General features: G+C 72.1%; 12 protein-coding genes. 7 read left to right on the top strand and 5 right to left on the bottom strand.

From position 1 onward, the window contains the following. Positions 1-10: 10 nt before the first annotated feature. From I5071_RS46835 to I5071_RS11995, 5 genes are all read right to left on the bottom strand, one after another. The gene (locus I5071_RS46835) at positions 11-586 is read right to left on the bottom strand and encodes a prepilin-type N-terminal cleavage/methylation domain-containing protein (protein WP_329611154.1); all 576 of its coding nucleotides are present in this window, start codon (positions 584-586) and stop codon (positions 11-13) included. A gap of 103 nt (positions 587-689) precedes the next feature. Further along, the gene (locus I5071_RS12010) at positions 690-1244 is read right to left on the bottom strand and encodes a type IV pilin protein (RefSeq protein ID WP_236605570.1); all 555 of its coding nucleotides are present in this window, start codon (positions 1242-1244) and stop codon (positions 690-692) included. Continuing rightward, the gene (locus I5071_RS46830; RefSeq protein ID WP_329611153.1) at positions 1241-1771 is read right to left on the bottom strand and encodes a type IV pilin protein; all 531 of its coding nucleotides are present in this window, start codon (positions 1769-1771) and stop codon (positions 1241-1243) included. Before I5071_RS46830 ends, I5071_RS12010 begins: the two co-directional genes overlap by 4 nt. Positions 1772-1900: 129 nt before the next feature. Further along, positions 1901-3331 carry a sigma-54 dependent transcriptional regulator gene (locus I5071_RS12000; RefSeq protein ID WP_329611152.1) on the bottom strand — a complete coding sequence of 477 codons (1431 nt, stop codon included), beginning with the start codon at positions 3329-3331 and terminating at the stop codon, positions 1901-1903. After that, positions 3328-5316: a protein O-mannosyl-transferase family gene (locus I5071_RS11995; protein WP_236605569.1), complete on the bottom strand. Its 1989-nt coding sequence runs from the start codon at positions 5314-5316 to the stop codon at positions 3328-3330. The genes I5071_RS12000 and I5071_RS11995 overlap by 4 nt, the downstream gene beginning before the upstream one ends. 47 nt (positions 5317-5363) lie before the next feature. Between I5071_RS11995 and I5071_RS11990 the strand changes: the two genes are divergently transcribed. The 7 genes from I5071_RS11990 to I5071_RS11960 all read left to right on the top strand — a co-directional run bounded on the left by I5071_RS11990 (position 5364) and on the right by I5071_RS11960 (position 23480). Then, positions 5364-6242, top strand: a complete 879-nt coding sequence (locus I5071_RS11990) for a tetratricopeptide repeat protein (RefSeq protein ID WP_236605568.1) — start codon at positions 5364-5366, stop codon at positions 6240-6242. Positions 6243-6259: 17 nt separating this feature from the next. Continuing rightward, positions 6260-7423 (top strand): hypothetical protein, encoded by a 1164-nt coding sequence (locus I5071_RS11985; RefSeq protein ID WP_236605567.1) that lies wholly within the window; start codon positions 6260-6262, stop codon positions 7421-7423. 5 nt (positions 7424-7428) lie between these two features. Then, a complete protein-coding gene (locus I5071_RS11980; protein ID WP_236605566.1) occupies positions 7429-9333 on the top strand; it encodes a hypothetical protein in 1905 nt (634 codons plus the stop codon). A 37-nt stretch (positions 9334-9370) separates the two neighbouring features. Next, positions 9371-10288, top strand: a complete 918-nt coding sequence (locus tag I5071_RS11975) for a hydroxymethylglutaryl-CoA lyase (RefSeq protein ID WP_236605565.1) — start codon at positions 9371-9373, stop codon at positions 10286-10288. Positions 10289-10334: 46 nt separating this feature from the next. Then, positions 10335-11054, top strand: coding sequence for a hypothetical protein (locus I5071_RS11970; RefSeq protein WP_236605564.1), 720 nt, complete (start codon positions 10335-10337; stop codon positions 11052-11054). A 309-nt stretch (positions 11055-11363) separates the two neighbouring features. Next, positions 11364-22610 (top strand): tetratricopeptide repeat protein, encoded by an 11247-nt coding sequence (locus tag I5071_RS11965; RefSeq protein ID WP_236605563.1) that lies wholly within the window; start codon positions 11364-11366, stop codon positions 22608-22610. Continuing rightward, a complete protein-coding gene (locus I5071_RS11960) occupies positions 22611-23480 on the top strand; it encodes an aminotransferase class IV (protein WP_236605562.1) in 870 nt (289 codons plus the stop codon). Positions 23481-23502 lie beyond the last annotated feature (22 nt).

The following is a 23502-nucleotide window of genomic DNA, read 5'->3' as shown; positions in this document are numbered from 1 at the left end:
CGCGTGCTCGTCACTCCACTTCGTTGACGATGTAGAGGCCCGGGGCGCGCATCAGGTTGTTGTCGCTGTTCGAGCCCGCCGCGAGCTCGAAGAGGCTCGTCGCGGTATCGCCGTCGAGGTTGCCCTGCGCGTAGAACGTGTACTGCGGCAGGCTCGCGTTGCGGCCGCACGCGGTCGTGCCGCCAGCGGGGACGGCCGAGGTGATGCCGTACTGGTAGTAGATCGGGTCGGCGATCTGGAAGCCGATGTCGCGGAACTCATCGTCCTCGGTCTGCCAGTCGAGCACCGACTTGCCGGCGTTCGGCGCGTTCGCGGTCTCGGCGCTGCCGACGATGCACGACGACGACGCGATGCCGGTGCCCGCGGTGACCTGCACCGCGCGCGTGCCCCACTGCTCGCGCGAGTAATAGCTCGCCGCGCCCTGGAACATGTTCCGGAGGTTGCCGCCGGCCTCCGAGGTCTTCGAGCGCCGGATGTAGCCGATGAACGCCGGGATCGCGATCGCGGCCAGGATGCCGATGATCGCCACGACGATCATGAGCTCGATGAGGGTGAAGCCGGCCTTCCGCTTGTTCGCGATCTTCATGAGGTTGCGCATTCTCGTCCTTCCACTCCCCAGGCGGCTCCTGCGCCACCCACGTTCGACATCTTCAGCAATGCTCGTGCCGAGCTGCCAGAAACGTGCAGTGTCACTCCCAGCCGGACGCGAGGTAGCTGCCGCCGACTCCCTGCGAGACGTAGATGCGCGAGCTGATCGAGTAGCCCTCGAGCACCACGGTCGCGCCGTCGCCATCGAGATCGGCCTGCGCGTGGCTGACGTACCAGTGGTCGCTGCCGTTGAAGCCCGGGATCCCGCCCGCGCCCGCGCCGCTCACCGGCTGTCCGTTCGCGCCCGGGCGCGTGCCCGGCGCGCCTGCGTTCACCTGGTAGCGGAAGCGCACCGGGCCGTCGGGATCGACGCCGAGCTGGTCCCAGCCCGTCGCGGCCACGTTGAAGGGCTGCGTGTGATCGGCGGCGGCGTACGTCGCGGGGTTCCAGCCGAGCGGGCCGCAATAGCGGCTGAACACGCCGTAATACGACTCCTCGGCCTGACGGATCGCGCCGAGCACCTCGACCGCTTCGGTGGTGCGCGACCGCATCATCTGGCTGCGGAACGCCGGCACCGCGACCGCCGCGAGGATGCCGACGATCGCACAGACGACGAGCAGCTCGACGAGCGAGTAGCCCGCGCGACGAGCCCTCATTCCCAGCCCTGCGCGAGGGGCGTGCTGCTGTCGACGCCGCGCGAGACGAACACGCGGTTCCACCCGTTGTAGGTCTCGAAGCCGACGGTCTGGCCATCGGAGTCGAGATCGCCCTCGGCCTGCGCGATGAACCAGAACGAATTCACGCCGACGCCGGGTACGCCGGAGTCGTCGGAGGGCGAGCCGGCGCGCACTCGATAGCGGAATCGCACCGGGCCGTCGGGCGAGACGCCGAGCTGCGCCCAGCCCGTCGCGGCGTTGTTCCAGACGTTCGCGGTGCTCGAGCTGCCGTAGGTCGCCGGATTCCACGTCGGGACGTTCGCGTACTGCCCGAACTCGACGCGGTAGGACTCCTGGCGCTGCCGGATTTCCCCGAGGATTTGATAAGCCTCGGCGGTGCGCGCGCGCTGCAGATAGCCGCCGAACGCCGGGATCGCGATCGCCGCCAGGACACCGACGATCGTCACGACGATCATCAGCTCCATCAACGTGAAGCCCGCGCGGCGCTTCGACCTCTCTCGCGGCATGGCGGGGACCTCCCGGGAGCGGCTTGCAGCAATGCTCGCTCCACCGGGGTGGGAGCTTATCACGGGGTGCAGGATTCGAGTGAGTGTCGAACTACGTCACCTCGACGAGGGACGGACTGACGTTTTTGGTCACTTCTCGTCGTCGCTGGTGTCGCCCTCGGCGAGCCCGAACTTGCGCAGTCGGTAGCGAAAGGAACGAAAGGTGGTGCCGAGCAGGCGCGCTGCGGCGGTCTGGTTGCCTTTCGTCTGCTCGAGGGCGCGCAGCAGCAGGCCCTTCTCGAGCTCGCCGAGCCAGCGATCGATGTCGAAGCCGGGCGCGATGTCGGCCGAGGGGAGGGTGGTCACCTTGCCCGCTTGGGGGCCGCCCTCGGGGAGGTCGTCGAGGGTCACCTCCTCGCCGAGCGCGAGCGTGACGGCGCGCTCGACGACGTTCTCGAGCTCGCGGACGTTGCCCGGGTAGTCGTGGGCGGCGAGCCAGCGCATCGCGGCCGGGGTGAAGCGGAGCGTCTTCCCGGCGAGCGAGGCGTGCTTCTGGAGGAAGTGCTCGGCGAGCGCGGGGACGTCCTCGGGGCGCTCGCGGAGCGGCGGGAGCTGCAGGCGGATGACGTTGAGGCGGTAGAAGAGGTCGCTGCGGAACCGGCCGTCGGCGACCTCTTTCTCGAGGTCGCGGTTCGTCGCGGCGACGACGCGCACGTCGGTCTCGATCTCGCGCTGACCGCCGACCGGTCGGACCTTCCGCTCCTGGAGGACGCGCAGGAGCTTCACCTGGAGCGCGGGGGCGAGCTCGCCGATCTCGTCGAGGAAGAGGGTGCCGGTCTCCGCGGCGCGGAAGAGGCCCTCGTTGCGCTGGGTCGCGCCGGTGAAGGCGCCCTTCTCGTGCCCGAAGAGCTCGCTCTCCATGAGCGCCTCGGGGAGCGCGCCGCAGTTGACGACGACGAAGGGGTTGCTCGCGCGATCGCCGAGCTGGTGCAGCGCGCGCGCGACCATCTCCTTGCCGGTGCCGCTCTCGCCCGTGATGAGCACGCTGGTGCGCGCGGCCGCGACGCGGCGGACGAGGTCCATCACGCGGCGCATCGCGGGGGAGCTGCCGAGCAGGCCGGGGACCGGCTTCTCCTGCTCGGCGACGCGCGCGCGCAGGACGCGGTTCTCGGAGGCGAGCTTGCGCTTCTCGAGGGCCTTCTCGAGCAGGACCAGGAGCTCGTGGTTGCGGAACGGCTTCTGGATGTAGTCGTACGCGCCGAGCCGCATGGCCTGCACCGCGTTCTCGGTGCTGCCGAACGCGGTGATCACGACGACCTGGAGCGCGTCGTCGCGCTCGCGCGCGGCGGCGAGCACGTCCATGCCGGTGCCGTCGGGCAGCGCGAGATCGGTGATGACGAGGTCGTAGGGGCCGCCGGTCGCGAGGCGTGCGCGTGCGGTGGTCACGTCGGACACGAGCTCGGCCTCGTAGCCGGCGCGGCGCAGCAGGACGCCCAGCATCTCGCGGAGGCTGGCCTCGTCGTCGCACACGAGGATCCGCGCGGGCATCGCGCGCACGTTATCACGCGAGGGCCGAGTCACGGCGCGAGGGCCTGCTCGAGCGAGGAGGCCTCGGGGGCGAGCGCGGGCGCGGTGGCGAGGAACGTGTCGAGCGCCCGCTGGGCGGTCGCGCGATCGCCGGCGGCGGCGGCGTGGTGGCCGATCTGGAGGAGCGCGCGGGGATCGCCGCGGTCGAGCTGGTCGAGGAGGAGCGCTTCGGCGGCGACCGGATCGCCGGTGCGGAAGAGGAGCTCGGCGGCGACGCGGATCGCGTCCTCGCGCGAGGCGTCGAAGAGCGCGTCGGGATCGATCGCGACGGGAACGGGCGGCCGGAGCGGACGGGTGCCCTGCGCGCGCTCGAGCGGGGCGCGGAGGGATGCGGCGACGAAGGGCAGGGTGGCGCCAGCGAGGTGGAGGCCGGCGTCGCTGCGACCGGACTCGACGAGGCGCTGGGCGCGGTTGAGCAGCTGGTTGCGCGCTTGGGCGGCGAGCTCGTCGTGGAGGCCGGGTGGGGAGATCGCGAGCTCGCGCGCGAGGGCCGCATCGAGACGCTCGGTGAAGGGGCGGCTGATCGGCGCGTCTTCGGAGAGATAAGAGCCCAGCAGCGCGATGGCGCGGAGGGCGGGATCACGCTTCTCGCTGAGCACCGTGGTGCACCCGCGGCCGCGCGCGAGGGAGGTGGGGAGATCGTGCGCGACGGGAGGCGTGGTGAAGCACGGATGCGTCGCGAGCGGGCGCCACTGCCAGGGCTCGTGGATGGTGCCCAGCGGGAGCACGGCGACGTCGGGGCGGGCGAGCTCGGTCGCGCGCGCGGCGCGCCACGACATCGTCGCGAGATCGCTCTGCACGAGCGCGAGGGCGCGCGGCGGAGGCGCGTCGGTGAGCTCGAACGCGAGCGTCTCGAGGATCGGTGCGTCGATGCAGGCGGACGCGGGCGCGTCGAGGATCGTGGTCGGCGAGAGCGCGACGACGGCGAGCGCGCCGGCGCGTGCGGTGCGCGGCAGCGGTGCGCTGGCGAGCGCTGCGGCGGTGAGCGCGAGGGCGAGCCCGGTGAACGGCGCGAGGTACGCGAGGTGATCGGGGATGCGCGCGTCGAGGGGCTGGAGCAGGCCGGGGACGAGTGTGAGCACGAGCGCGACGAGGAGCGGCGCGCGCGTCGGACCCTGGGCGCGGCGGGTGACGACGAGCCCGATCGCGAGGAGGAGCAGCGCAGGTCCGAGGATCGTCGCGACGTACGCGAGAACGCCGAGCGCGAGCTCCGCGGTGCCGATCGAGCCGGCGCCGAGGTTGCGGTGGTACGCGGCGCCGGTCGCGTAGCGGACGAAATCGGACCACGTCGACGCGTCACCCCACTGCGGTGCGCCGGCGGCGTCGCGCAGCGGGAGCAGGACGTAGGGGGTCGCGCCGAGCACGAACGCGAGCGCAGCGTGGGCGATCGCGCGGGGTCGGACGCGGCGCGCGCGGAGCATCGCGGGGAGCAGGGCCGCGCCGGTGAGCACGGCCGCGAACGCGTGAGGTGGGTGGACCGCCGCCGCGAGCCCGGCGAAGAGCGCGGCGCGCGAGAGGGCGTGCGGGTCGTGCTTCCACCAGCGCACGAGCGCGTGGATCGATGCGAGCGAGAGCGCGGCCGCGAGGCCGTAGACCTCGGCGCGCGTGGCCTGGCGCAAGAGTGGCGGCGCGAGCAGCGCCGCGCAGGTCGCGACGGTGGCGGCGAGCTCGGCGCGCGGCTCGTCGTCGGGCGAGTCGTGGGCGATCGCGAACGCGATGCGGCCTACGAACCACGCCGCGAGCACCTCGGTGATCGCGCTCGCGAGCGCGATGCGGAACGTGAGCGGGCCGAAGGGCAGGTACGTCGCGGCGTGCGCGACGATCGCGTGCAGCGGCTGACCGGGGGGATGGGTGGCCGCGAGCGCGGTCGCGCCCGCGACGATGCCGCCCGCGTCGTAGAGGCCGGGGGACGCCCCGGTGCAGAGGACGAGCACGACGAGCCCGGCGAGCGCGACCAGCGTCGAGGGCCGTGCGATCACGCGAGCACGCGCATCGAGGAGCGCCGCGTGCGAGACTGCGCCGCGCCGTGCTCGGAACGCTGCTGCACGCCGTCCATCGCGCGGATGGTCGCGAGGGTCGTCGCCACCGTCAAGCGATCGTGGTGCTCGCGATCGTGCTGCTCGCCGCGTGCGCGAGCGGGCCGATGCACGACGGTCGCAGCGCGATGCGGCGCGGCGAGTTCGAGGTCGCGGCGCGGCACTTCCGGCGCGCGGCGGAGGCGCATCCCGAGGAGCCCGCGACGTGGATGGCGCTGGGGCGCGCGGAGATGGCCGCCGAGCGCTTCGAGCGCGCGCGCGATGCGTTCACGCATGTCGCCGCGCTGCGTCCGAGCAGCGCGACGCCGCGCATTCTCGTGGGCAACACCTGGGAGCTGCAGCGCAACTACGACGAGGCGCTCGAGGCCTATCGCATGGCGTGCCGGGTCCAGCCCGACGCCGCGCGCCCGTGGCGCGTGCTCGGGACGCGGCTCTTGCGATGGGGGCGATCGAGCGACGCGATCCCCGCGCTGGAGCGCGCGCTCGAGCTCGCGCCCGATCACGCGGAGACCTGGAACGCGCTCGCGATGGCGCGCTGGCACGCCGAGGATCACACGGGCGCGCTGCAGCAGTTCGAGACCGGCGTGGAGCGGTTCCCGGAGCACGCCGGGCTGCGCCTCGGGCTCGCGGCGGCGCTGATCAACGAGCGTCGCTACGACGAGGCGCTCGCCGCGTACGACGCGCTGCTCGAGCGCACGCCGGACGTCGCGCCCGTGCTGGTCGGTCGCGCGATCCTGCTGCACGAGCTCGGGCGTCGCGACGAGGCGCTCGTGTCGTTCGAGCGTGCGGTGCTCGCGTCGGGAGGCGCGGAATCGTACCGGGCTCGCCTCGCGGAGTATCGCGCGTTGCTCGCGCGCGAGCCGAGGTGACGAGTACCCTGGGCGCGATGCGCTGGCTCGTGCTCTCGTGCTTGCTCGTCGCGTGCGGTGGAGAGAGCGCCGCGCCGGAGCCTCCGCCGCCTGCCCCCGCGCCGCCTCCGCCACCTCCGGTCGTCGCGGCGCGTCCGATCTCGTCGCGCGCGTCGTTCGATCTCGTCGCGCTCCCCGACGGAGCCGCGCTCGCGTGGGGCGCGACGCCGAACGACGGAGGCGGGGTGCGCGCGATCGCGCTCGATCCGAACGGCGGCGTGCGCGGCCACGAGGTCGTCGTGTCCGAGATCGCGTTCGTCGGCGGCGGAGACGATCCGGGCTCGGTCGAAGAGCTCGCGATCGCCGCCGCGGGTCATCGCGTCGCGGTCGCATGGATCGCGCGCAGCGGTCCGACGGTCCGCGCGATCGCGACCATCGCGAGCGCGGGCGTGGACGGGTTCGCGCCGGTGCGCGATCTCGGTGCGTCGGTCGCGGGCGCCTACGATCGCAGCACGCGCGGTCGTGTCGCGGCGTGGGGTCGTGACGACGGCTCCGCGATGATCGTGCTGCGCGCACCGCCGGGGCCCTGCCAGGCGAGCGCGGGCGAGTGCGCGCGCTTCGCGCTCGCGTCGATCGGCGACGGAGAGGGGCGCGACGCGATCGTGAACGAGGTGCGTGAGCCCTGCGATCCGTTGGTGGTCGGCGGGATCGCGCGCGGCAGTGCGTTCTTCTACGGCGCGTGCCACGTGACCGAGCAGGGCGCGCCCACGACGACGCTCTACGCGATCGATCGCGGCGGCGGCGGCGCGCTCGCGTCGGCGCCCGACGTGGTCGAGGGGTGCGTGCCGATCGGCATCGCGCCGGGTGCGAGCGGCGCCATCGCGATCGGGCGCTGCGACGATGGCATCGCCGCCCAGGAGGTCGGGCCGCGCGGAGATCTGCTCGGCGCCGCGCGCGCCGCGACGCCGCGCGTGGTGTGCGCGTCGGGCCGTCCGACCATCGAGCTCGGCGCGATCCGCGTGCCGCTCGTCGAGGCGATGTCGCGCATCGAGGGGCTCTTGCCGGCGTCGGTCGCGCCCGAGGGATCGCGCGCGGTGTGGACCGGCGACGCGATCCTCGTCGCCGCGCCGTCGGGCCGTGAGGTCGCGCTCCGTCGTTACCAGTGCGAGGTCGATTCGATCACGCGCACCGACGTACGCTGATCCGCATGCGAGGGTTGGCGCGGGTGGCGCTCGTCGCGCTCGTGTGCGCGGCGTGCGATGCGGGCGAGACGACGATCACGGACGCGGGCCTCGGCGATGCGCTCGTCGACGCGGGCCCAGCGTGCACCGAGCTGCTCTACGAGCGCGACGGCACGAGCATCACGCGATGGCCCGAGCCCGCGCTGCTCGTCGACGACGCGACGACCGAGACCGGCCGCGCAGTCCGCTTCGACCCCGAGAGCTATCCCGATCTCGCCGCGCGCCTCGGCGGGTATCTGCCCACGCTCACCATCGATCTCGCGGAGGTCGACGGCTTCGGCGTGAACGCCGAGGCGTTCTTCCAGTTCGGTCGCCACTTCGACGCCGACGCGATCCCGAGCGGCGGCCTCGGATTCGTCGTGATCGAGCCGGGGCCCGCGCGGATCGTCCCGGTGATCGTCACCACGACCGACGAGGGCTCGACGCTGTTGCTCGCGCCGATGACCCCGCTGCCGCCACGCGCTCGCGCCGCGGCGTTCGTCACGCGCGCGCTCACCGATGCCGCGCGCGGCTGCCTCGAGCCCTCGGCCGACATGCGCGCGCTGATCACGTCGCCCGACGACGACACGCGCGCTGCGATCGACGCGCTGACGTCGCTCGGTGTGATCACGAGCGCCGACGATCTGATCGCGATCACCGCGTTCCCGACGCAGTCGATCGAGGAGGACTCGGTCGCGGTCGCCGCCGACGTCGCGACCCACGACTACGCCTACGCGAGCGATCCGGCGTGCATCGAAGAGGCCTCGTGGGTGCGCTGCGAGACGTCGTTCGAGGCGAACGACTACCGCGACGAAGAGGACGGCGTGATGCGCCGCGCGCGCGGCGCGCCCGCGAGCCCGATCACGACCTACACGGTGCCGATCACGATCTGGCTCCCGCGCGAGGGCGAGGGGCCGTTCCCGGTGCTCGTCTTCGGCCACGGCCTCACCGGCTCGCGCTCGCAGGCCGAGCGCCTCGCGCGCTTCGCCGCGCCGCTCGGGTACGCGACCATCGCGATCGACGCGCTCCAGCATGGCGATCACCCGACGACCGCGGGCGTCGATCGCAGCGACATCCAGACGCTCCTCGCGTTCTTCGCGGTCGGCGATCTCGGCCAGCGCGCGCTCGAGGCCGCGCGGCTGCGCGATCACTTCCGGCAGAGCGCGTGGGACAAGCTCCAGCTCACGCGCCTCGTGATGGGCGATCCCGATCTCGACGACGACGGCGCGCCCGAGCTCGACGTCTCGCGCATCGTGTACCTCGGCGTGTCGCTCGGCGGCCTCATGGGCCCCGAGCTCCTCGCGCTCTCGAGCGACTACGGCGCGGGCGTGCTCGTGGTGCCGGGCGGGCGCGTCTCGACGATCATCAGCGACGGAGCGCAGTTCTCGTCGCTGATCGATCTGCTCCGCCCGCGGGGCGCGACGCGCGGCGACGTGCGGCGCTTCTTCCCGATCCTCCAGACCGTGCTCGATCGCGGCGATCCCGCGAGCTACGGGCCGCACCTGCTCCGCGACCGACTGCCCGGCGCAGAGACGGGGACGCCGAGCGTCCTCGTCGGCGTGGTGCTCGACGACGAGATCGTGCCCAACGTCGCGAGCTACGCGCTGGCGCGCGCGATCGGTGTGCCCGTCGTCGAGCCGCTGCTGCGCGACGAGCCGGGCTTCGAGGTCGTGCCCGGGCCGATCGCGGGCAACTTCGCGGAGGGCGCTGCAACTGGAGGACTCCTCCAGTTCGACGTCGTCGCCGAGGCCGAGCCCGCGACCCACGACAACGTCGCGGACTCCGACGTCGGTGTCGCCGCGTGGCTCGACTTCCTCGACACGCACTACCGCACCGGCCTCGCGCGCATCAGGGATCCCTACGAAGCGATCGGGTTGGCTCACGCTCCGTAAGTGCCCCCCGATCGAAATGGAGGCAGAGACTCTCGCCATGCTCTTCGACGCGCTCCCCGACTCGGTCTCGATCTACGAAGTCTCCCCGCGCGACGGCCTGCAGAACGAGGCGGTCACCGTGCCGACCACGCGCAAGCTGCGCCTCATCGAGGCGCTCGCGCAGGCGGGGCTGACGCGCATCGAGGCGACGAGCTTCGTCTCGCCGAAGTGGGTGCCGCAGCTCGCCGACGCCGACGAGGTCGCGGGCCTGCTCCCGCGCGTGCCCGACGTGACGTTCAGCGCGCTCTGCCCGAACGCGAAGGGCCTCGAGCGCGCGCTCACCACGAAGATCCCGGAGATCGCGGTCTTCATCAGCGCGAGCGAGACCCACAACCGCAAGAACGTGAACAACACGGTCGAGGGCACGCTCGAGGCGTTCGGCGAGGTGATCTCGCCCGCGGTGAAGGCGGGCCTGCGGGTGCGCGGCTACGTCTCGACGCTCTGGGGCTGCCCCTACGAGGGCGACATCGATCCGCGCGCCGGGCTGCGCATCGCGCGTCAGCTCGTCGAGATGGGCTGCTACCAGATCTCGCTCGGCGACACGATCGGCGTGGGCACGCCCAAGCAGACCCGCGACATCCTCCGGCTCTTCATGAGCGAGTTCTCGATCCCGCAGCTCGCGATGCACATGCACGACACGCGCGGCACCGCGCTCGCGAACGTCGTGGTCGGGCTCGAGCTCGGCATCCGCACCTTCGACGCGTCGGTCGGCGGCCTCGGTGGATGTCCCTACGCCCCGGGCGCGGCGGGCAACGTCGCGACCGAGGATCTCGTCTTCATGCTCGACGGGATGGGCGTGAAGACCGGCGTCGATCTCGAGAAGCTCTGGACCGCCGGTCAGGTCGCGAAGGCGGTCGTCGGCCGCGACCTTCCTGGAAAGGTCCACAAGGCCGGCGTTCGTTCGCTGCGCCATTGACCTTCTTTGCGGTTGCACGTCGCATTCATGGAGTAAGCTGCGCGGCATGTCGGGACTCGCCGCGCTCCTCCTCGCGTCTCCATTCCTCGGCATGCAGCTCCAGGCGCCGACGCTCCAGAGCGGAGCGTGGTTCGCGCCCGGACAAGTCGTGGAGATCGACGCGACGCTTCCAATGCCCCAGCTGCTCCAGGCGCGAGGCGCGCGGAGCGACGAAGACGCGGAAGAAGAGGCCTACGCCAACGCGGTGCGACAGCGCGCCGAGCTCGGCCAGGTCCACCGCGCGATGGGCATCGTCACCTGGGCCGCGATGACGGTCACCGTCGGGCTCGGGCTCGTCCAGTACTACAACCTCTACGGCTTCGGGAACGGGCGCGACGACAACCCGTGCGCGACCGGCAACGCGATCTTCGGTCAGGACCAGTGCTGGGGCACACCGTACCCGCACCTCGTGTCCTCCGTGGTCACGACCGCGCTCTATTCGACGACCCTCGCGATGTCGATCGGCCTCTTGGTGAACGACCCGAACCAAGTGCTCACGGGGCGCGGCGCGTACTCGGATCGCATCCGGATCCACTCGGTGCTCGCGCTCGTGCACCTCGCGGGCATGCTCGCCCAGATGTTCATCGGGATCGGGCTCGCGAACAACTGGTTCGGTGATCGCACGAACGACTACGACTCGATGCAGACCGTGGCCGTGGTGCATCAAGTGGTCGGCTGGACGACCTGGGCCGCGCTGGGAGCGGCTGGCGCGATCATGTTGTTCTAGCGATCGCGATCGCCCGGCTCGGCCCGCGAACGAAGCCCTCGGGAGACCCTCTCCCGGGGGCTTCTCGCGTCCGTCGACTCCGACGCTGGTCGTTCGAGCAGGGGTGTCCGCGCCGTTCGGAGCGCTGAGAAGTCCGTGCTTGCCTCGCGGAATCGAACCCCCTTACCATCGGGCTCCGCCCTGGCCCGACGTTCGTCCAGGTGCCGGGAACCTTAGCGTTTTCGCGAGCTTACCGAGCCCTGCCGTTCCGCTCGCGGCGCTCTCCGGGGAGGGGCCGCGCGCGACGCCACCTCTCGTCCGGAGAACTCCGTGCTCGACGTCTCCCACCTGCTCGGTCTCCTCCAGGAGGACCCCGATCACTCCGACGCGCTCCGCGAGCTGCGCGAGGCGATCGAGAGCGGCGACACCGCTCGACTGGGATCCGACCCGCTGCGCTTGATCGGCGCCGCACGACGCGGTCACCAGGAGCGCGCCGAGACGTGGACCGCAGCACAGCTGCTCGACCTCGAGGCGACGCTGAGCGGGCACGATCCGGATCGCGAGGCCCAGCTGCGCAAGGAGCTCGCGCGGATCCACCGCGAGGAGCTGCTCGACGACGAGGCCGCGATGGCCGCGTACGAGCGCGCGAAGGCGCTGCGCCCCGGTGACGACGAGATCGCCGAGGCGATCGATGCGCTCGCCGCGTCGGAGCAGAACTGGAAGGAGATCGCGAAGCGCTTCGTCGACGAGGCGGAGACGTCGAGCGACGCGAGCCTGCGCACCTCGCTCCTCGCGAGCGCGGGCACGCTGGTCTGGAAGCACAAGAAGCGCGGCCGCGACAAGGACACCGATCGCCTCTTCCAGCAGGCGCTCGAGTCGGACGCCGGCGATCCCCGCGCGAACAAGCTCTACGAGCAGATCCTCCGCAAGCGCGAGAAGTGGGCCGAGCTCGCGCAGGTGCTGCTCGACGCCGCCGAGAAGACGCGCAGCCGCGACGATCGCATCGGGTTCTACCTGCGCGCGGCGCGGGTGCTCGGGCGCCGGCTCGAGAGCCCGGAGCGCGCGGCGGCTTGTTACGAGCGCATCCTCGACTTCGTCCCGGGGCACCCCGAGGCGATGCGCTTCCTCGTCGAGTTCTTCACGCAGCGCGAGCAGTGGGATCACCTCGTCGCGCTCTACGACGACGCGCTGCGCGGCCGTCAGAAGCTCGAGAGCGAGCAGGGCATCCTGCTGCAGATCGGCATGGTGCACTGGCGCTTCCGCGGCTCGGCCGCGGAGGCGGAGCCGTACTTCGCGCGCCTGCGCAAGGTCGAGCCCGCGCACCCCGGCATGCTCGCGTTCTATCGCGAATACCTCCCGCAGACCGGCGATCACTCGAAGCTGCTCACCGTCCTCGGCGACGCGCAGCGCGTGACGAGCGACACGCGGCTCAAGGTCGAGCTCTCGGTCGAGCTCGCGCGCGCGGCGCAGGCGAGCGGCGCGGCCGATCGCGCGATCGACGCGTGGAAGACGGTGCAGCGCCAGGACCCGCGCAACCCCGAGGCGCTGCGGGCGCTGCGCGAGCTGTATCGCCAGACCGAGAAGTGGAACGCGCTGGTCGAGGTGCTGAAGGGCGAGGTCGACTCGCTCCCGGCGGACTCGGTGAGCGAGCGCGTCGCGCTGCTGCGCGAGATGGTGGTGATCTACCGCGATCACCTCCGCCTCGACGTGATGGTGATCAACAGCTGGAACGCGATCCTCGCGCTCGCGCCGGACGACGGCGACGCGCTCGAGGCGCTGGCCGCGACGTACGAGCAGATGGGTCGCTGGAACGACCTCATCCAGGTGCTCACGCGCAAGGCCGACGCGGCGAAGGAGCCGCGCGAGCAGGTCGCGCTCTACATGCGCGTCGCGCGCCTCTGGATCGAGCGCTTCGCGAACTACAACCAGGCGACGCGCCCGCTCGAGCTGGTGATCGAGCGCGATCCCGGCAATCGCGAGGCGCTCGCGCAGCTCAAGGACATCTACACGAAGAAGCGCGCGTGGAAGCAGCTCTTCGACGTGCAGCGCGCCGAGGCGGAGCTCGCGGCGGACGTCGATCAGCGCCACGCGATGCGCATCGAGCTCGCGCGCGTCGCGGGCGAGCGCCTGCACCGCCACGCGGACGCGATCTCGCTGTGGAAGGAAGTGCTCGGCCACGAGCCCTCGCACGCCGAGGCGCTCGACTCGCTCGAGAAGCTCGCGGAGCGCGAGAAGGACTGGTCGACGCTCGGTGAGGTGCTCGAGCGACGCGTGAGCGCGCTGGAGAACAACGGCGCGGCGCCCGACGACAAGGAGCGCATCAAGCTCCTGACGAAGCTCGGCATCCTCTACGGCGAGCAGGCGAAGGATCCCACGAAGGCGGCGAGCGCGTGGAAGCGCGTGCTCGCGGCGGATCCGAAGAACGGTCGCGCGCTGCGCACGCTGCGCGAGTCGTTCGTCGCGGCGGGTGACTGGGAGGGTCTCGAGGCGCTCTACGCCGAGCAGAACGACTGGGACGGTCTCGCCGAGGTGCTCGGCAACGCGGCCGATCGCAGCGACTCGGCGGAGCAGAAGATCGCGCTCTCGTTCCGCGCGGCCGCGGTCTACGAGGAGCGTATCCAGGAGCCGCACCGCGCGTTCCGCAGCTACGAGCGCGTGCTCGCGGCGGACCCGGTGAACGAGCGCGCGGCGCGCAAGCTGATCGCGCTCTACGAGAAGGACGAGAAGTGGAGCCGGCTCCCCGCGCTCTACGAGGTCGTGCTCGCGGCGATCGATCCCCAGGAGATCGAGGAGCGCGTCGCGCTGCTCTCGCGCCTGCGGGTGATCGCGGGCGATCACCTCAACGACGCGCAGGCCGCGTTCCGCCATCAGCTCGAGGCGTGGACGCTCGCGGCTGGTTCCCAGGGCGCCGCAGTGGTCGGCGAGGTTCGCGACGCGCTGTGGATCGCGACCGAGAAGGCGGGCGCGTGGGATCGCCTCGCGAACGCGCTCGCGATCCGGCTCGAGAAGGCGCCGGGCGACGAGCGCCTGTGGCTGCGTCGATCGATCGCGCGCGTCGCGGGCGAGCGGCTCGGTGACGTGGAGCGCGCGATCGCGCAGCTTCGCGACATCGTCGCCGACGATCCGGGCGACGCCGAGGCGATCAAGTCGCTCGATCGCATCTATCGCACCGGTGCGCGCTGGAGCGAGCTGCGTGGGCTGCTCCTCTCGCGCATCGAGCACGAGAAGGACGAGACCGATCGCTGGGTGCTGCTGCACGAGCTCGCGAAGCTCGAGCAGGGCGAGCTCGGCGACGAGGCGTCGGCCGCGGAGCACTGGCGCGCCGCGCTCGCGATCGATCCCACCGATCGCGACGCGCTCCTCGCGCTCGATCGGCTCGCGGAGCGCGCGGGGCGGTGGAGCGAGGTCGTCGAGATCGCGAAGAAGCGCCGCGAGCTCGCGCCGAGCGACGACGAGAAGATCGAGCTCACGACGCGCATCGGTGAGCTGCTCGTGGAGCGCGCGCCCGACGCGGCGGCGGCGATCGACGAGCTCGCGACGGTGCTCGCGTCGCGCAAGGCGGATCGCCGGGCGATCGCGTCGCTCGAGACGCTGCTCGCGGGTGATGCGCTCGATGCGGAGCAGCGCGACGCGATCGCGCGCCTGCTCGAAGGCGCGTACGAGGCTGCGGGGGAGTGGTCGAAGCTGCGCGCCAGCGTCCAGCGCCGGCTCGCGTCGGCGACCAGCGCGGAAGAGAAGCGCCAGCTGCGGCTCCGCTTCGCGGAGCTCAGCTCGAGCCGCGTCGACGATCCCGAGTCGGCGTACGCCGCGCTCGAGAGCGCGTTCCTCGACGCGCCCGCGGACCAGTCGATCTGGGAGCGCCTCTTCGCGGCGGCGGATCGCGCGCACAAGCACGAGCACCTCGCGCAGGCGATCGCGACCGCGATCGAAGCGGGCGAGATGCCCGCCGAGGACCTCACGCGCCTCGCCGAGAAGGTCGCGCAGATCTACGACGTCGTGCTCGGTCGTCCGGCGGACGCCGAGCCCTTCCATCGCCGCGTGATCGCGGGCGATCCCCAGAGCGAGGCGAGCTTCCTCGCGCTGAAGGAGCTCTACACGAACGCGGAGCGCTGGGACGACCTCCAGGTCCTCTATCGCAACCGCATCGCGCAGACCGTCGACGCCGACGCGAAGCTCGATCTGCTGCTGCAGGTCTGCTTCCTGTTCGAGGAGCTGATCGACGACGCCGAGCTCGCGATCCGCGCGTACCGCGACGTGCTCGAGCTCGAGCCCGGTCACGCCGCGAGCCGTCGCGCCCTGGAGCGCCTCTACGAGCGCACGCAGCGCTGGCGCGACCTCTCCGCGCTCCTCGAGCAGGAGATCATCGAGGGCACCGGCGACGTCACGTCGCTCACGTTCCGCCTCGGCGCGCTGCACGAGTCGAAGCTCGGCGAGCCCGCGCAGGCGGTCGATCGTTACGAGGCGGTGATCCGTCTCGACGGCGATCACGAGGGCGCGCGCAACGCGCTCGAGCGCCTGCTGAGCGATCGCCAGCAGCGTCATCGCATCGCGCTGATCCTCGAGCCGGTGCACGAGCAGCGGCGCGCGTGGGCGGACCTCGCGCGCGTGCTCGAGGTGCAGCTCGAGCAGATCCACGATCCCGGCACGCGCCTCTCGCTGCTGACGCGCATCGCGGAGATCCACGAGAACCGGCTCGCGAACAACGAGGCCGCGCTCGGCGCGTGGTCGCGCGCGGTGGAGTGCGATCCCGCGGACGGCGGTGCGCGCGCCGAGCTCGCGCGCGTGGCGACGATGCAGGGCGCGGACGCGCGCCGCGCGGCGGTGCTCGAGCGCGCGATCGACTCGGTGGAGGGACAGCCTTCGCTGCAGTCCGAGCTGCTGCTCGAGGTCGCGACGCTCTGGGACGACAAGCTGTCGGACGTGGGGCGCGCGGAGCGCGCGTACGAGCGCCTCGTCGAGGTCGCGTCGGACGATCCCGACATGGTCCTGCGCGCGTCGCGCTCGCTCGAGCGCATCCACAGCTCGCGCGGCGATCACGCGAAGCTCGCGGCGGATCTGCGCCGCCAGGCGAAGCTCGAGAACGAGGCGGGCACGCGCCGCTCGCTGCTGGTGCGCCTCGCGGAGCTGCTCGAGACCAAGCAGAACGATCTCGAGGGCGCGATCGCGGTGCACAACGAGCGCCTCGAGCTCGACCCCGACGACGTCGGCGCGCTCGCCGCGCTCGAGCGTCTCTACGAGCAGCTCGGTCGCTGGCAGCCGCTGATCGGCGTGCTCCAGAGCCGCGACGCGCTCGCGTCGGGCGACGGCGAGCGCAAGCAGATCGCGCTGCGCATCGGCGCGATCTGGGACGAGAAGCTGACTGATCGCGACAACGCGATCGTCGCGTACAACGAGGTGATCGAGCGCTTCGGGCCCGATCACGCGGCGCTCGCCGCGCTCACCCGGCTCTACGAGCAGGCGGAGCGCTGGAGCGATCTGCTCGAGGTCGTGCAGATGGTGCACGACCTCGTGCCCGGCGCGGCCGAGAAGGCGCAGCTGCGGTTCCACGGCGCCGAGCTGATGCGCAAGCGCACCGGCGAGCTCGAGCGCGCGATCGAGACCTACGCCGAGGTGCTCGACGCGCTGCCGTCGCACGAGGGCGCGGTCACCGCGCTGCGCGAGGTGATGAGCGATCCCGCGAGCAGCTCGCGGCTCGCCGCGGCGCGCGTGCTGCGCCCGCGCTTCGAGGCCCAGGGCGCGTACCCCGCGCTGCTCGACGCGCTCGACGTGCTCGCGGAGTCCGACGATCCGAGCGAGCGCCTCAGTGCGCTGCGTCGCGCGGCGGAGGTCGCGGACATCGGGCTCAGCGAGCCGGGACGCGCGTTCGATCTCGCGTCGCGCGCGCTGCGTGCCGGCCTGGGCGAGCCCGACGTCAACGTGCTGCTCGGCGACGTCGAGCGCCTCGCGGCGTCGAGCGATCGCTGGGCCGACTACGTGGCGCTCCTGCGCGACGTCGCGCCCGACGTGGGCGACGGCGATCTGCAGATCGACAGCTACCGCAAGATCGCGGACACCGCGCGTCGGCGGCTGAACGACGCCGAGCTCGCGCGCGGCTACTACCAGCGGATCCTCGATCACCAGCCGGATCACGCGGGCGCGCTCGACGCGCTCGAGCAGATGACGGCGGAGGCGGGCGATCACGCAGCGCTGCTCGACGTGCTCCGTCGCAAGTCGGAGCTCGCGAGCGGACGCGATCGCGTGACGCTGCTGATGCGCCAGGCCGAGCTCTGCGAGACGAAGACCGGCGAGCTGCCGGCCGCGATCGACGCGCTCGAGCAGGTGCTCAGCGAGGACCCTGGCCATGCGCCGGCGTACGTCGCGCTCGAGCGGCTGTACACTGCGTCCTCGAGCGGCAGCGCGGAGCGCTGGAGCGATCTCGCCGCGCTCTACGAGCGCATGCTCGAGCAGCGCGTCGGCTTCGCGGTCGAGCTGCGCTTCAAGCTCGGACGCCTGCACCGCGAGAAGCTCGACGACGTCTCCACCGCGATCGAGCAGTTCCGCGAGGCGCTCTCGCTCGGTGCGCCCCACGAGCCGACGGTCGAGCAGCTCCAGGACCTGATGCGCACCAACGAGGAGCACCGCGCTGCGGCGGCGGCGATCCTCGAGCCCATCTACCTCACGCGCCTCGCGTGGCCGCGCGTGGTCGAGGCGCTCGAAGCGCGCCTCTCCGGCGAGACCGAGCTCGAGGGCCGCAAGGCGCTCCTGCAGCGCCTCGGTCAGGTCCACGAGGACTACCTCGAGGATCTCGACGGCGCGATGACGGTCTACGCGCGTCTGTTCCGCGAAGATCCGCGCGACGAGGGCGCGTGGGAGACGCTCTCGCGCCTCGCCAAGGTGCTCGAGCGCTGGGATCGCCTCGCCGACACGTACCGCGGGGCGATCGAGGACGGCGGCGTCGAGGACGAGACGACGCAGCGCCTCGCGGTGATGGCTGCGCAGCTCTACGACCAGCGCACGAACGACGCGGCAAAGGCTGCCGAGCTCTATCGCAAGGCCCTGCGCTTCTCGCCGGAGGACCAGGGCACGTTCCGCGCGCTCGAGTCGCTGCTGCGCCGCACGTCGCAGTGGGACTCGCTGCTCGAGCTCTACGACGAGCAGGCGCAGGTCGCGCCGAGCGACGCCGATCGTGTGTCGCTCCTCGAGAAGACCGCGCTCGTGCTGCGCGATCAGAAGGGCGACGCCGATCGCGCGATCGACGCGTTCCGCGAGGTGATCGCGCTCGAGCCGGCGCACGCGGGCGCGACCATCGCGCTCGACGCGCTGCTCACGTCGCGCGAGCGCTGGCAGGACCTCTCCGATCACCTGCGGCACCGCATCGATCTCACGACCGACGCGAAGCAGGCCGCGGATCTCAAGCACCGCCTCGCCGTGCTCTCGGCGGAGAAGCTGGGCGACAAGACCGCCGCGATCGATCTCCTCGAGGACGTGACGCGCGACGATCCGCGTCACCTGCCCGCGGTGACCGAGCTCGAGCGGCTCGTCACCGACCCCGAGCACCAGCTCCGCATCATCCAGATCCTCGAGCCGATCTATCAGGCGACGGATCAGTGGAAGAAGCGCATCGCGGTGCACGAGGCGCAGGTCGCGCTCTCCGACGACGCGCTCGATCGCGTGCGTCTGCTCCAGGAGATCGCGCGCCTGCACGAGGAGCGCGGGCGCGATCGTTCGCTCGCGTTCCACGCGATGGCGCGCGCGATGGGGCTCGATCCCGGCAACGAGGAAGTGCGCGCCGAGGTCGATCGGCTGGGCGCGACGCTCGAGATCTGGAACGAGCTCGTCATCGCGTACGAGCAGGCGATCGCGGCGAGCACCGATCCCGCGACCACGAGCTCGCTGCTCGGCACCGTCGCGCGCCTGCACGACGAGAAGCGCGGCGATCCGCGCGCGGCGATCGTCACCTACGAGCGCCTCGCGGAGCACGACCCCGAGGACGCGAGCCCGCTCGACGCGCTCGAGGCGCTGCACACGATGGTCGGCGACTGGCGCGGCATGGTCGACGTGCTCAAGCGCAAGGTCGATCGCTCGTACGACCCGATCGAGCGCGGCGAGCTGCTGCGCCGCGCGGGCTCGGTGATGGAGGACCTGCTCGGCGATCGCGGCGGCGCGATCGTCATCTACAAGCAGGCGGTCGCCGAGGATCCGAACGACGCGGTCGCGCTCGAGTCGCTCGATCGCCTGTTCTCCGACGCGAGCGATCACGCCTCGCTCGCCGAGGTGCTCAAGCGCCGCGTCGAGCTCGAGCAGGAGCCCGAGCTCCGCGCCGAAGTGGGCCTCCGCCTCGGTCAGCTCGCGGAGGAGTTCCTGCGCGACGCCGAGACCGCGATCGAAGCGTTCGTGCGCGTGCTCGAGGATCAGCCGGGCGAGGCCACCGCGGTCACCTCGCTGGCGCGCCTCTACGAGCGCCAGGCGATGTGGCCCGAGCTGCTCGAGAACCTGCGCCTGCAGGCGGGCATGGCGGGCGACGCCGCGTCGCGCGTCGCGCTGCTGCATCGCGCGGCCGAGGTGCTCGAGCGCGAGCTCGACGACACGCCCGAGGCGATCGAGTCGTACCGTCAGGTGCTCGAGATCGATCCGCGGCACGAGGCGACGCTCGCCTCGCTGCTGCGCATCGTGCGGCTCGAGGATCATCGCCAGGCCGCGTCGGAGATCCTGCTGCCGCTGCTGCGCGAGCAGGGCCGCTGGGACGACCTCGCGCAAGTGCTCGAGCTCACCGCCGAAGCGAGCGGCGATCCGATCGACAAGCGCGACGGTCTGCGCGCGCTCGCCGAGGTGCACGAGCAGGGTCGTCGCGACGCGAACGCCGCGTTCGAGGCGTACCGTCGCGCGCTCGCCGAGGACCCCTCGGACCTGCGCACCGCGGACGATCTCGAGCGTCTCGCGGCGCCGCTCGGCGGGTGGGATCGCGTCGCGGACGTGTTCGCGGCACGCGGCTCGTCGGCGCTGGATCCCGAGATCGCGAAGAACCTCTACGGGCGCCTCGCGCGCATCGCGGAGGAGAAGCTCGGCGACGACGCGCGCGCCATCGAGGCGTACCGCCGCTCGCTCGAGCAGGTCGGAGACGACGAGGACGCGCTCGGCGCGCTCGATCGGCTCTACCTCAAGTCGCAGTCGTGGCCGGACCTCGCGGAGGTGCTCGAGCGTCGAGTGCAGCTCGCGAACGACGGCACGGCGCGCATCGATCTCCTGGTGCGCCTCGGCACGCTGCGCTGGGAGCGCCAGAACGATCGCCACGCGGCGTTCACGTCGTTCCAGGAGGTGCTCGAGGCGCAGCCCGACGAGCCGCGCGCGATCGGCGCGGTCGAGGGCCTGCTCGCCGACGAGGATCTCGCGGCGCAGGCCGTCGACGCGCTCGATGCGGCGTACCGTCGCACCAGCTCGACCCAGAAGATGGCGGCGCTCTACGACGTGCGCGTGCGCCTCGCCGACGACGGCGGGGAGCGCGTCGCGCTGCTCCAGGAGCTCGCGCAGCTGCAGGAGAACGATCTGCGCGATCCGAGCGCGGCGCTCGCGACGACGATCCGCGCGTTCGAGATCGATCGCCGCGACGAGGGCCTGCTCGGCGAGCTCGAGCGCCTCGCGACGATCGTGAGCGGCTGGGAGTCGCTGCGCGGTCTGATCGAGCGCGTCACGAGCGGGAGCGACGATCTCGACGCGGTCACGCGTCGCGATCTCGAGCTGCGCGCGGCGGGCTGGTACCGCGATCGCCTCGGCGATGCGGGCGCGGCAGAGGGCGCGCTGCGCCGCGCGATCATCGCGGATCGCGAGACCGCGGAGGCACACGCGCAGCTCGTCGAGCTGCTGCGCGCGCCGGGTCGCGAGGCCGATCTCGTCGGCGCGCTGCGCGCGTGGTCCGAGGTCGAGTACGACGAGGTCGCGAAGAAGGACCGCCTCCGCGACGCCGCCCGTCTCGCCGAGAGCGCGCTCGGCGACACCGCGCAGGCGATCACCCTCCACGAGGCGATCCTCGAGACCGACGGCAGCGATGCCCTCGCGCTCGACGATCTCATCCGCCTCCGCATGGCCGCGGGCGCGTGGCCGGTGGTGGTCGAGCTGCTCGAGCGCCGCATCGACGTCGAGTCGGATCCCGATCGCCGCGTCGAGCTGCGCCGCCAGCTCGCGCACGCGCTCGCGGGCCCGGTCGGCGATCCCCACCGCGCGATCGAAGCGTGGCGCGCCGTGATCGACGAGGTCGCGACCGATCTCGACGCGATCGGCGAGCTCGAGACGCTCTACGAGGGCGCGGAGCGCTGGTCGGATCTCGAGGAGCTGATCCAGCGACGCCTCGACATCGCGGAGACGCCCGCGGATCGCATCGCGGCGCGCGTGCGCCTGGCGCGCCTCTCCGAGACGCGCTTCGGCCGCCGTGCCGAGGCGATCGATCAGCTGCACGAGATCCTCGGCGAAGATCCGCACAACGCGGACGCGCTCGACGAGCTCGAGCGCCTCTACGCGGCGGATGGTCGCCAGGCCGATCTCGTCGAGCTGCTCGAGCGTCGCGTCGCGGACGCGACCGACGTGACGACGCAGCTCGATGCGCTCGGTCGGCTCGCCGAGGCGCGCGAGAAGGGCGGCGAGACCGACGCCGCGGCCGAGGTGCACGCGCGCATCCTCGACCACGATCCCTCGCGCCAGGCCTCGCTGCGCGCCCTCGCGCGCCTCCACGCGGCCGCGGGCCGCCACGCCGACGCGGCCGACGCCATCGAGCGCCTCCTGCCGACGCTGGCCGACGCCGAGCGCCGCGAGGAGTCGTTCCGCCTCGTCGAGCTCGCGACGACGAAGCTGAACGACGAGGCACGCGCCGAGCGCGCGCTGCGCGGCCTGCACGAGACCGATCCCGCCGACGCCGAGGTGCGCACGCGCCTCAAGGCGCTCTACGAGCGCACGCAGCGCTGGGCCGAGCTCGCGCACATGCTCGCGCTCGACGAGGCGTCGTTCAGCAAGCCCGCCGATCGCATCGCGCTGTTCAAGCGCATCGCCGATCTCCACGCGGCCAAGCTGAGCGACGCGGCCGGCGCGGCGAGCTGGCTCGAGCGCGCGGTGCAGCTCGATCCCGAGAACCGCGAGGTGCTGCTCCCGCTCTGCGACCTCTACATCGCGGCGGGACGTCAAAGCGACGCGATCCCGGTGCTCGAGAAGATCATCGCGTCGTACGGCACGCGCCGCAGCAAGGAGGTGGCGCTCTACCAGCACCGCCTCGGCCAGGCGCTCGAGGGCATGGGCAACACGACGGGCGCGCTCAACGCGTACGACGCCGCGTTCAAGGTCGATCTCACGAACGTGCAGATCCTCCGGGACCTCGGCCGCCTCTGCTACACGACGGGCGACTACGATCGCGCGCAGAAGACGTTCCGCGCGCTGCTGCTCCAGAAGCTCGACGGCCAGTCCGGCATCACCAAGGGCGACGTCTACTTCTACCTGGGCGACATCTCGGCCAAGCAGGGCGATCCCAAGAAGGCGATCTCGATGCTCGAGCGCGCCCTCGCGGAGGAGAACGGGCACCGCCAGGCGAGCGCGCTGCTCTCGTCGCTCAGGGCCTGAGTGCCCATTTCGATCTCGATCGACGGGCGAGCGTGCACCGAGGCCGATGCGACGGTCTCGGTGCTCGATCGTGGTTTCCTCTTCGGCGACTCGGTCTTCGAGGTCGTGCGCACCTACGGCGGCGTGCCGTTCGCGGGTCGCGAGCACCTCGAGCGGCTCGTACGATCGTGCGAGGGCCTCGGCATCGTGATGCCGGTCTCGATCGAGGTGCTCGAGCGCGAGATCGAGGACGCCATCGCGCGCTCCGGCGAGCCCGAGTGCTACGTGCGCGTCGTGATCACCCGCGGGCGCGGGCCGCTCAACATCGATCCCACGCCCGCGAAGCACCCGCTGCGCGTCGTGATCGCGGCGCCGCTCGGCGCGTGGCCCGAGGGGCTCCACACGCGCGGCGTCGAGGTCGCGACGGTGCGCGTCGAGCGCGCCACCGATCACACGAGCGCCGCGGGCGCGAAGGTCTCGGCGTACGTCGCGAACATGCTCGCGCTCACCACCGCGCGCGAGCGCGGCGCGTACGAGGCGATGATGCTCGGCGCGGGCGGCGAGATCTCCGAGGGCACGACGAGCAACGTCTTCGTCGTGACCGGAGGCGAGGTGCGCACACCGCCGCTCTCGATGGGCATCCTCGGCGGCATCACCCGTCGCTACGCGCTGCGCGCCGCCGACGATCTCGGCGTGCCCTGGCGCGAGACCATCCTCTTCGCGCGCGATCTCGAGCGCGCCGACGAGGCGTTCCTGACGAGCAGCCTCCGCGAGGTGGTCCCGATCGTCGGCGTCGACGGCGTGCGCATCGGGGAAGGGCGCCCCGGCCCGATCACGACTCGCCTGCTCGCGCGCTACCGCGAGCTCGTCCGCGCGCACTGCGGCGGTTGACTGCGGAGCGAGTCTCGACTAG

Origin of the sequence: Sandaracinus amylolyticus, from assembly GCF_021631985.1 — a bacterium.
Classification (GTDB): domain Bacteria; phylum Myxococcota_A; class Polyangia; order Polyangiales; family Sandaracinaceae; genus Sandaracinus; species Sandaracinus amylolyticus_A.
Note: the sequence above shows the minus strand (reverse complement) of the source record. Positions and strands in the feature narration are given on the sequence as shown.

What these genes read in the sequence shown, in the direction of transcription:
- I5071_RS46835 (WP_329611154.1), bottom strand. Translation starts at nt 586, where the DNA reads ATGAAGATCGCGAACAAGCGGAAGGCCGGCTTCACCCTCATCGAGCTC.
- I5071_RS12010 (WP_236605570.1), bottom strand. Translation starts at nt 1,244, where the DNA reads ATGAGGGCTCGTCGCGCGGGCTACTCGCTCGTCGAGCTGCTCGTCGTC.
- I5071_RS46830 (WP_329611153.1), bottom strand. Translation starts at nt 1,771, where the DNA reads ATGCCGCGAGAGAGGTCGAAGCGCCGCGCGGGCTTCACGTTGATGGAG.
- I5071_RS11985 (WP_236605567.1), top strand. Translation starts at nt 6,260, where the DNA reads ATGCGCTGGCTCGTGCTCTCGTGCTTGCTCGTCGCGTGCGGTGGAGAG.
- I5071_RS11980 (WP_236605566.1), top strand. Translation starts at nt 7,429, where the DNA reads ATGCGAGGGTTGGCGCGGGTGGCGCTCGTCGCGCTCGTGTGCGCGGCG.
- I5071_RS11975 (WP_236605565.1), top strand. Translation starts at nt 9,371, where the DNA reads ATGCTCTTCGACGCGCTCCCCGACTCGGTCTCGATCTACGAAGTCTCC.
- I5071_RS11970 (WP_236605564.1), top strand. Translation starts at nt 10,335, where the DNA reads ATGTCGGGACTCGCCGCGCTCCTCCTCGCGTCTCCATTCCTCGGCATG.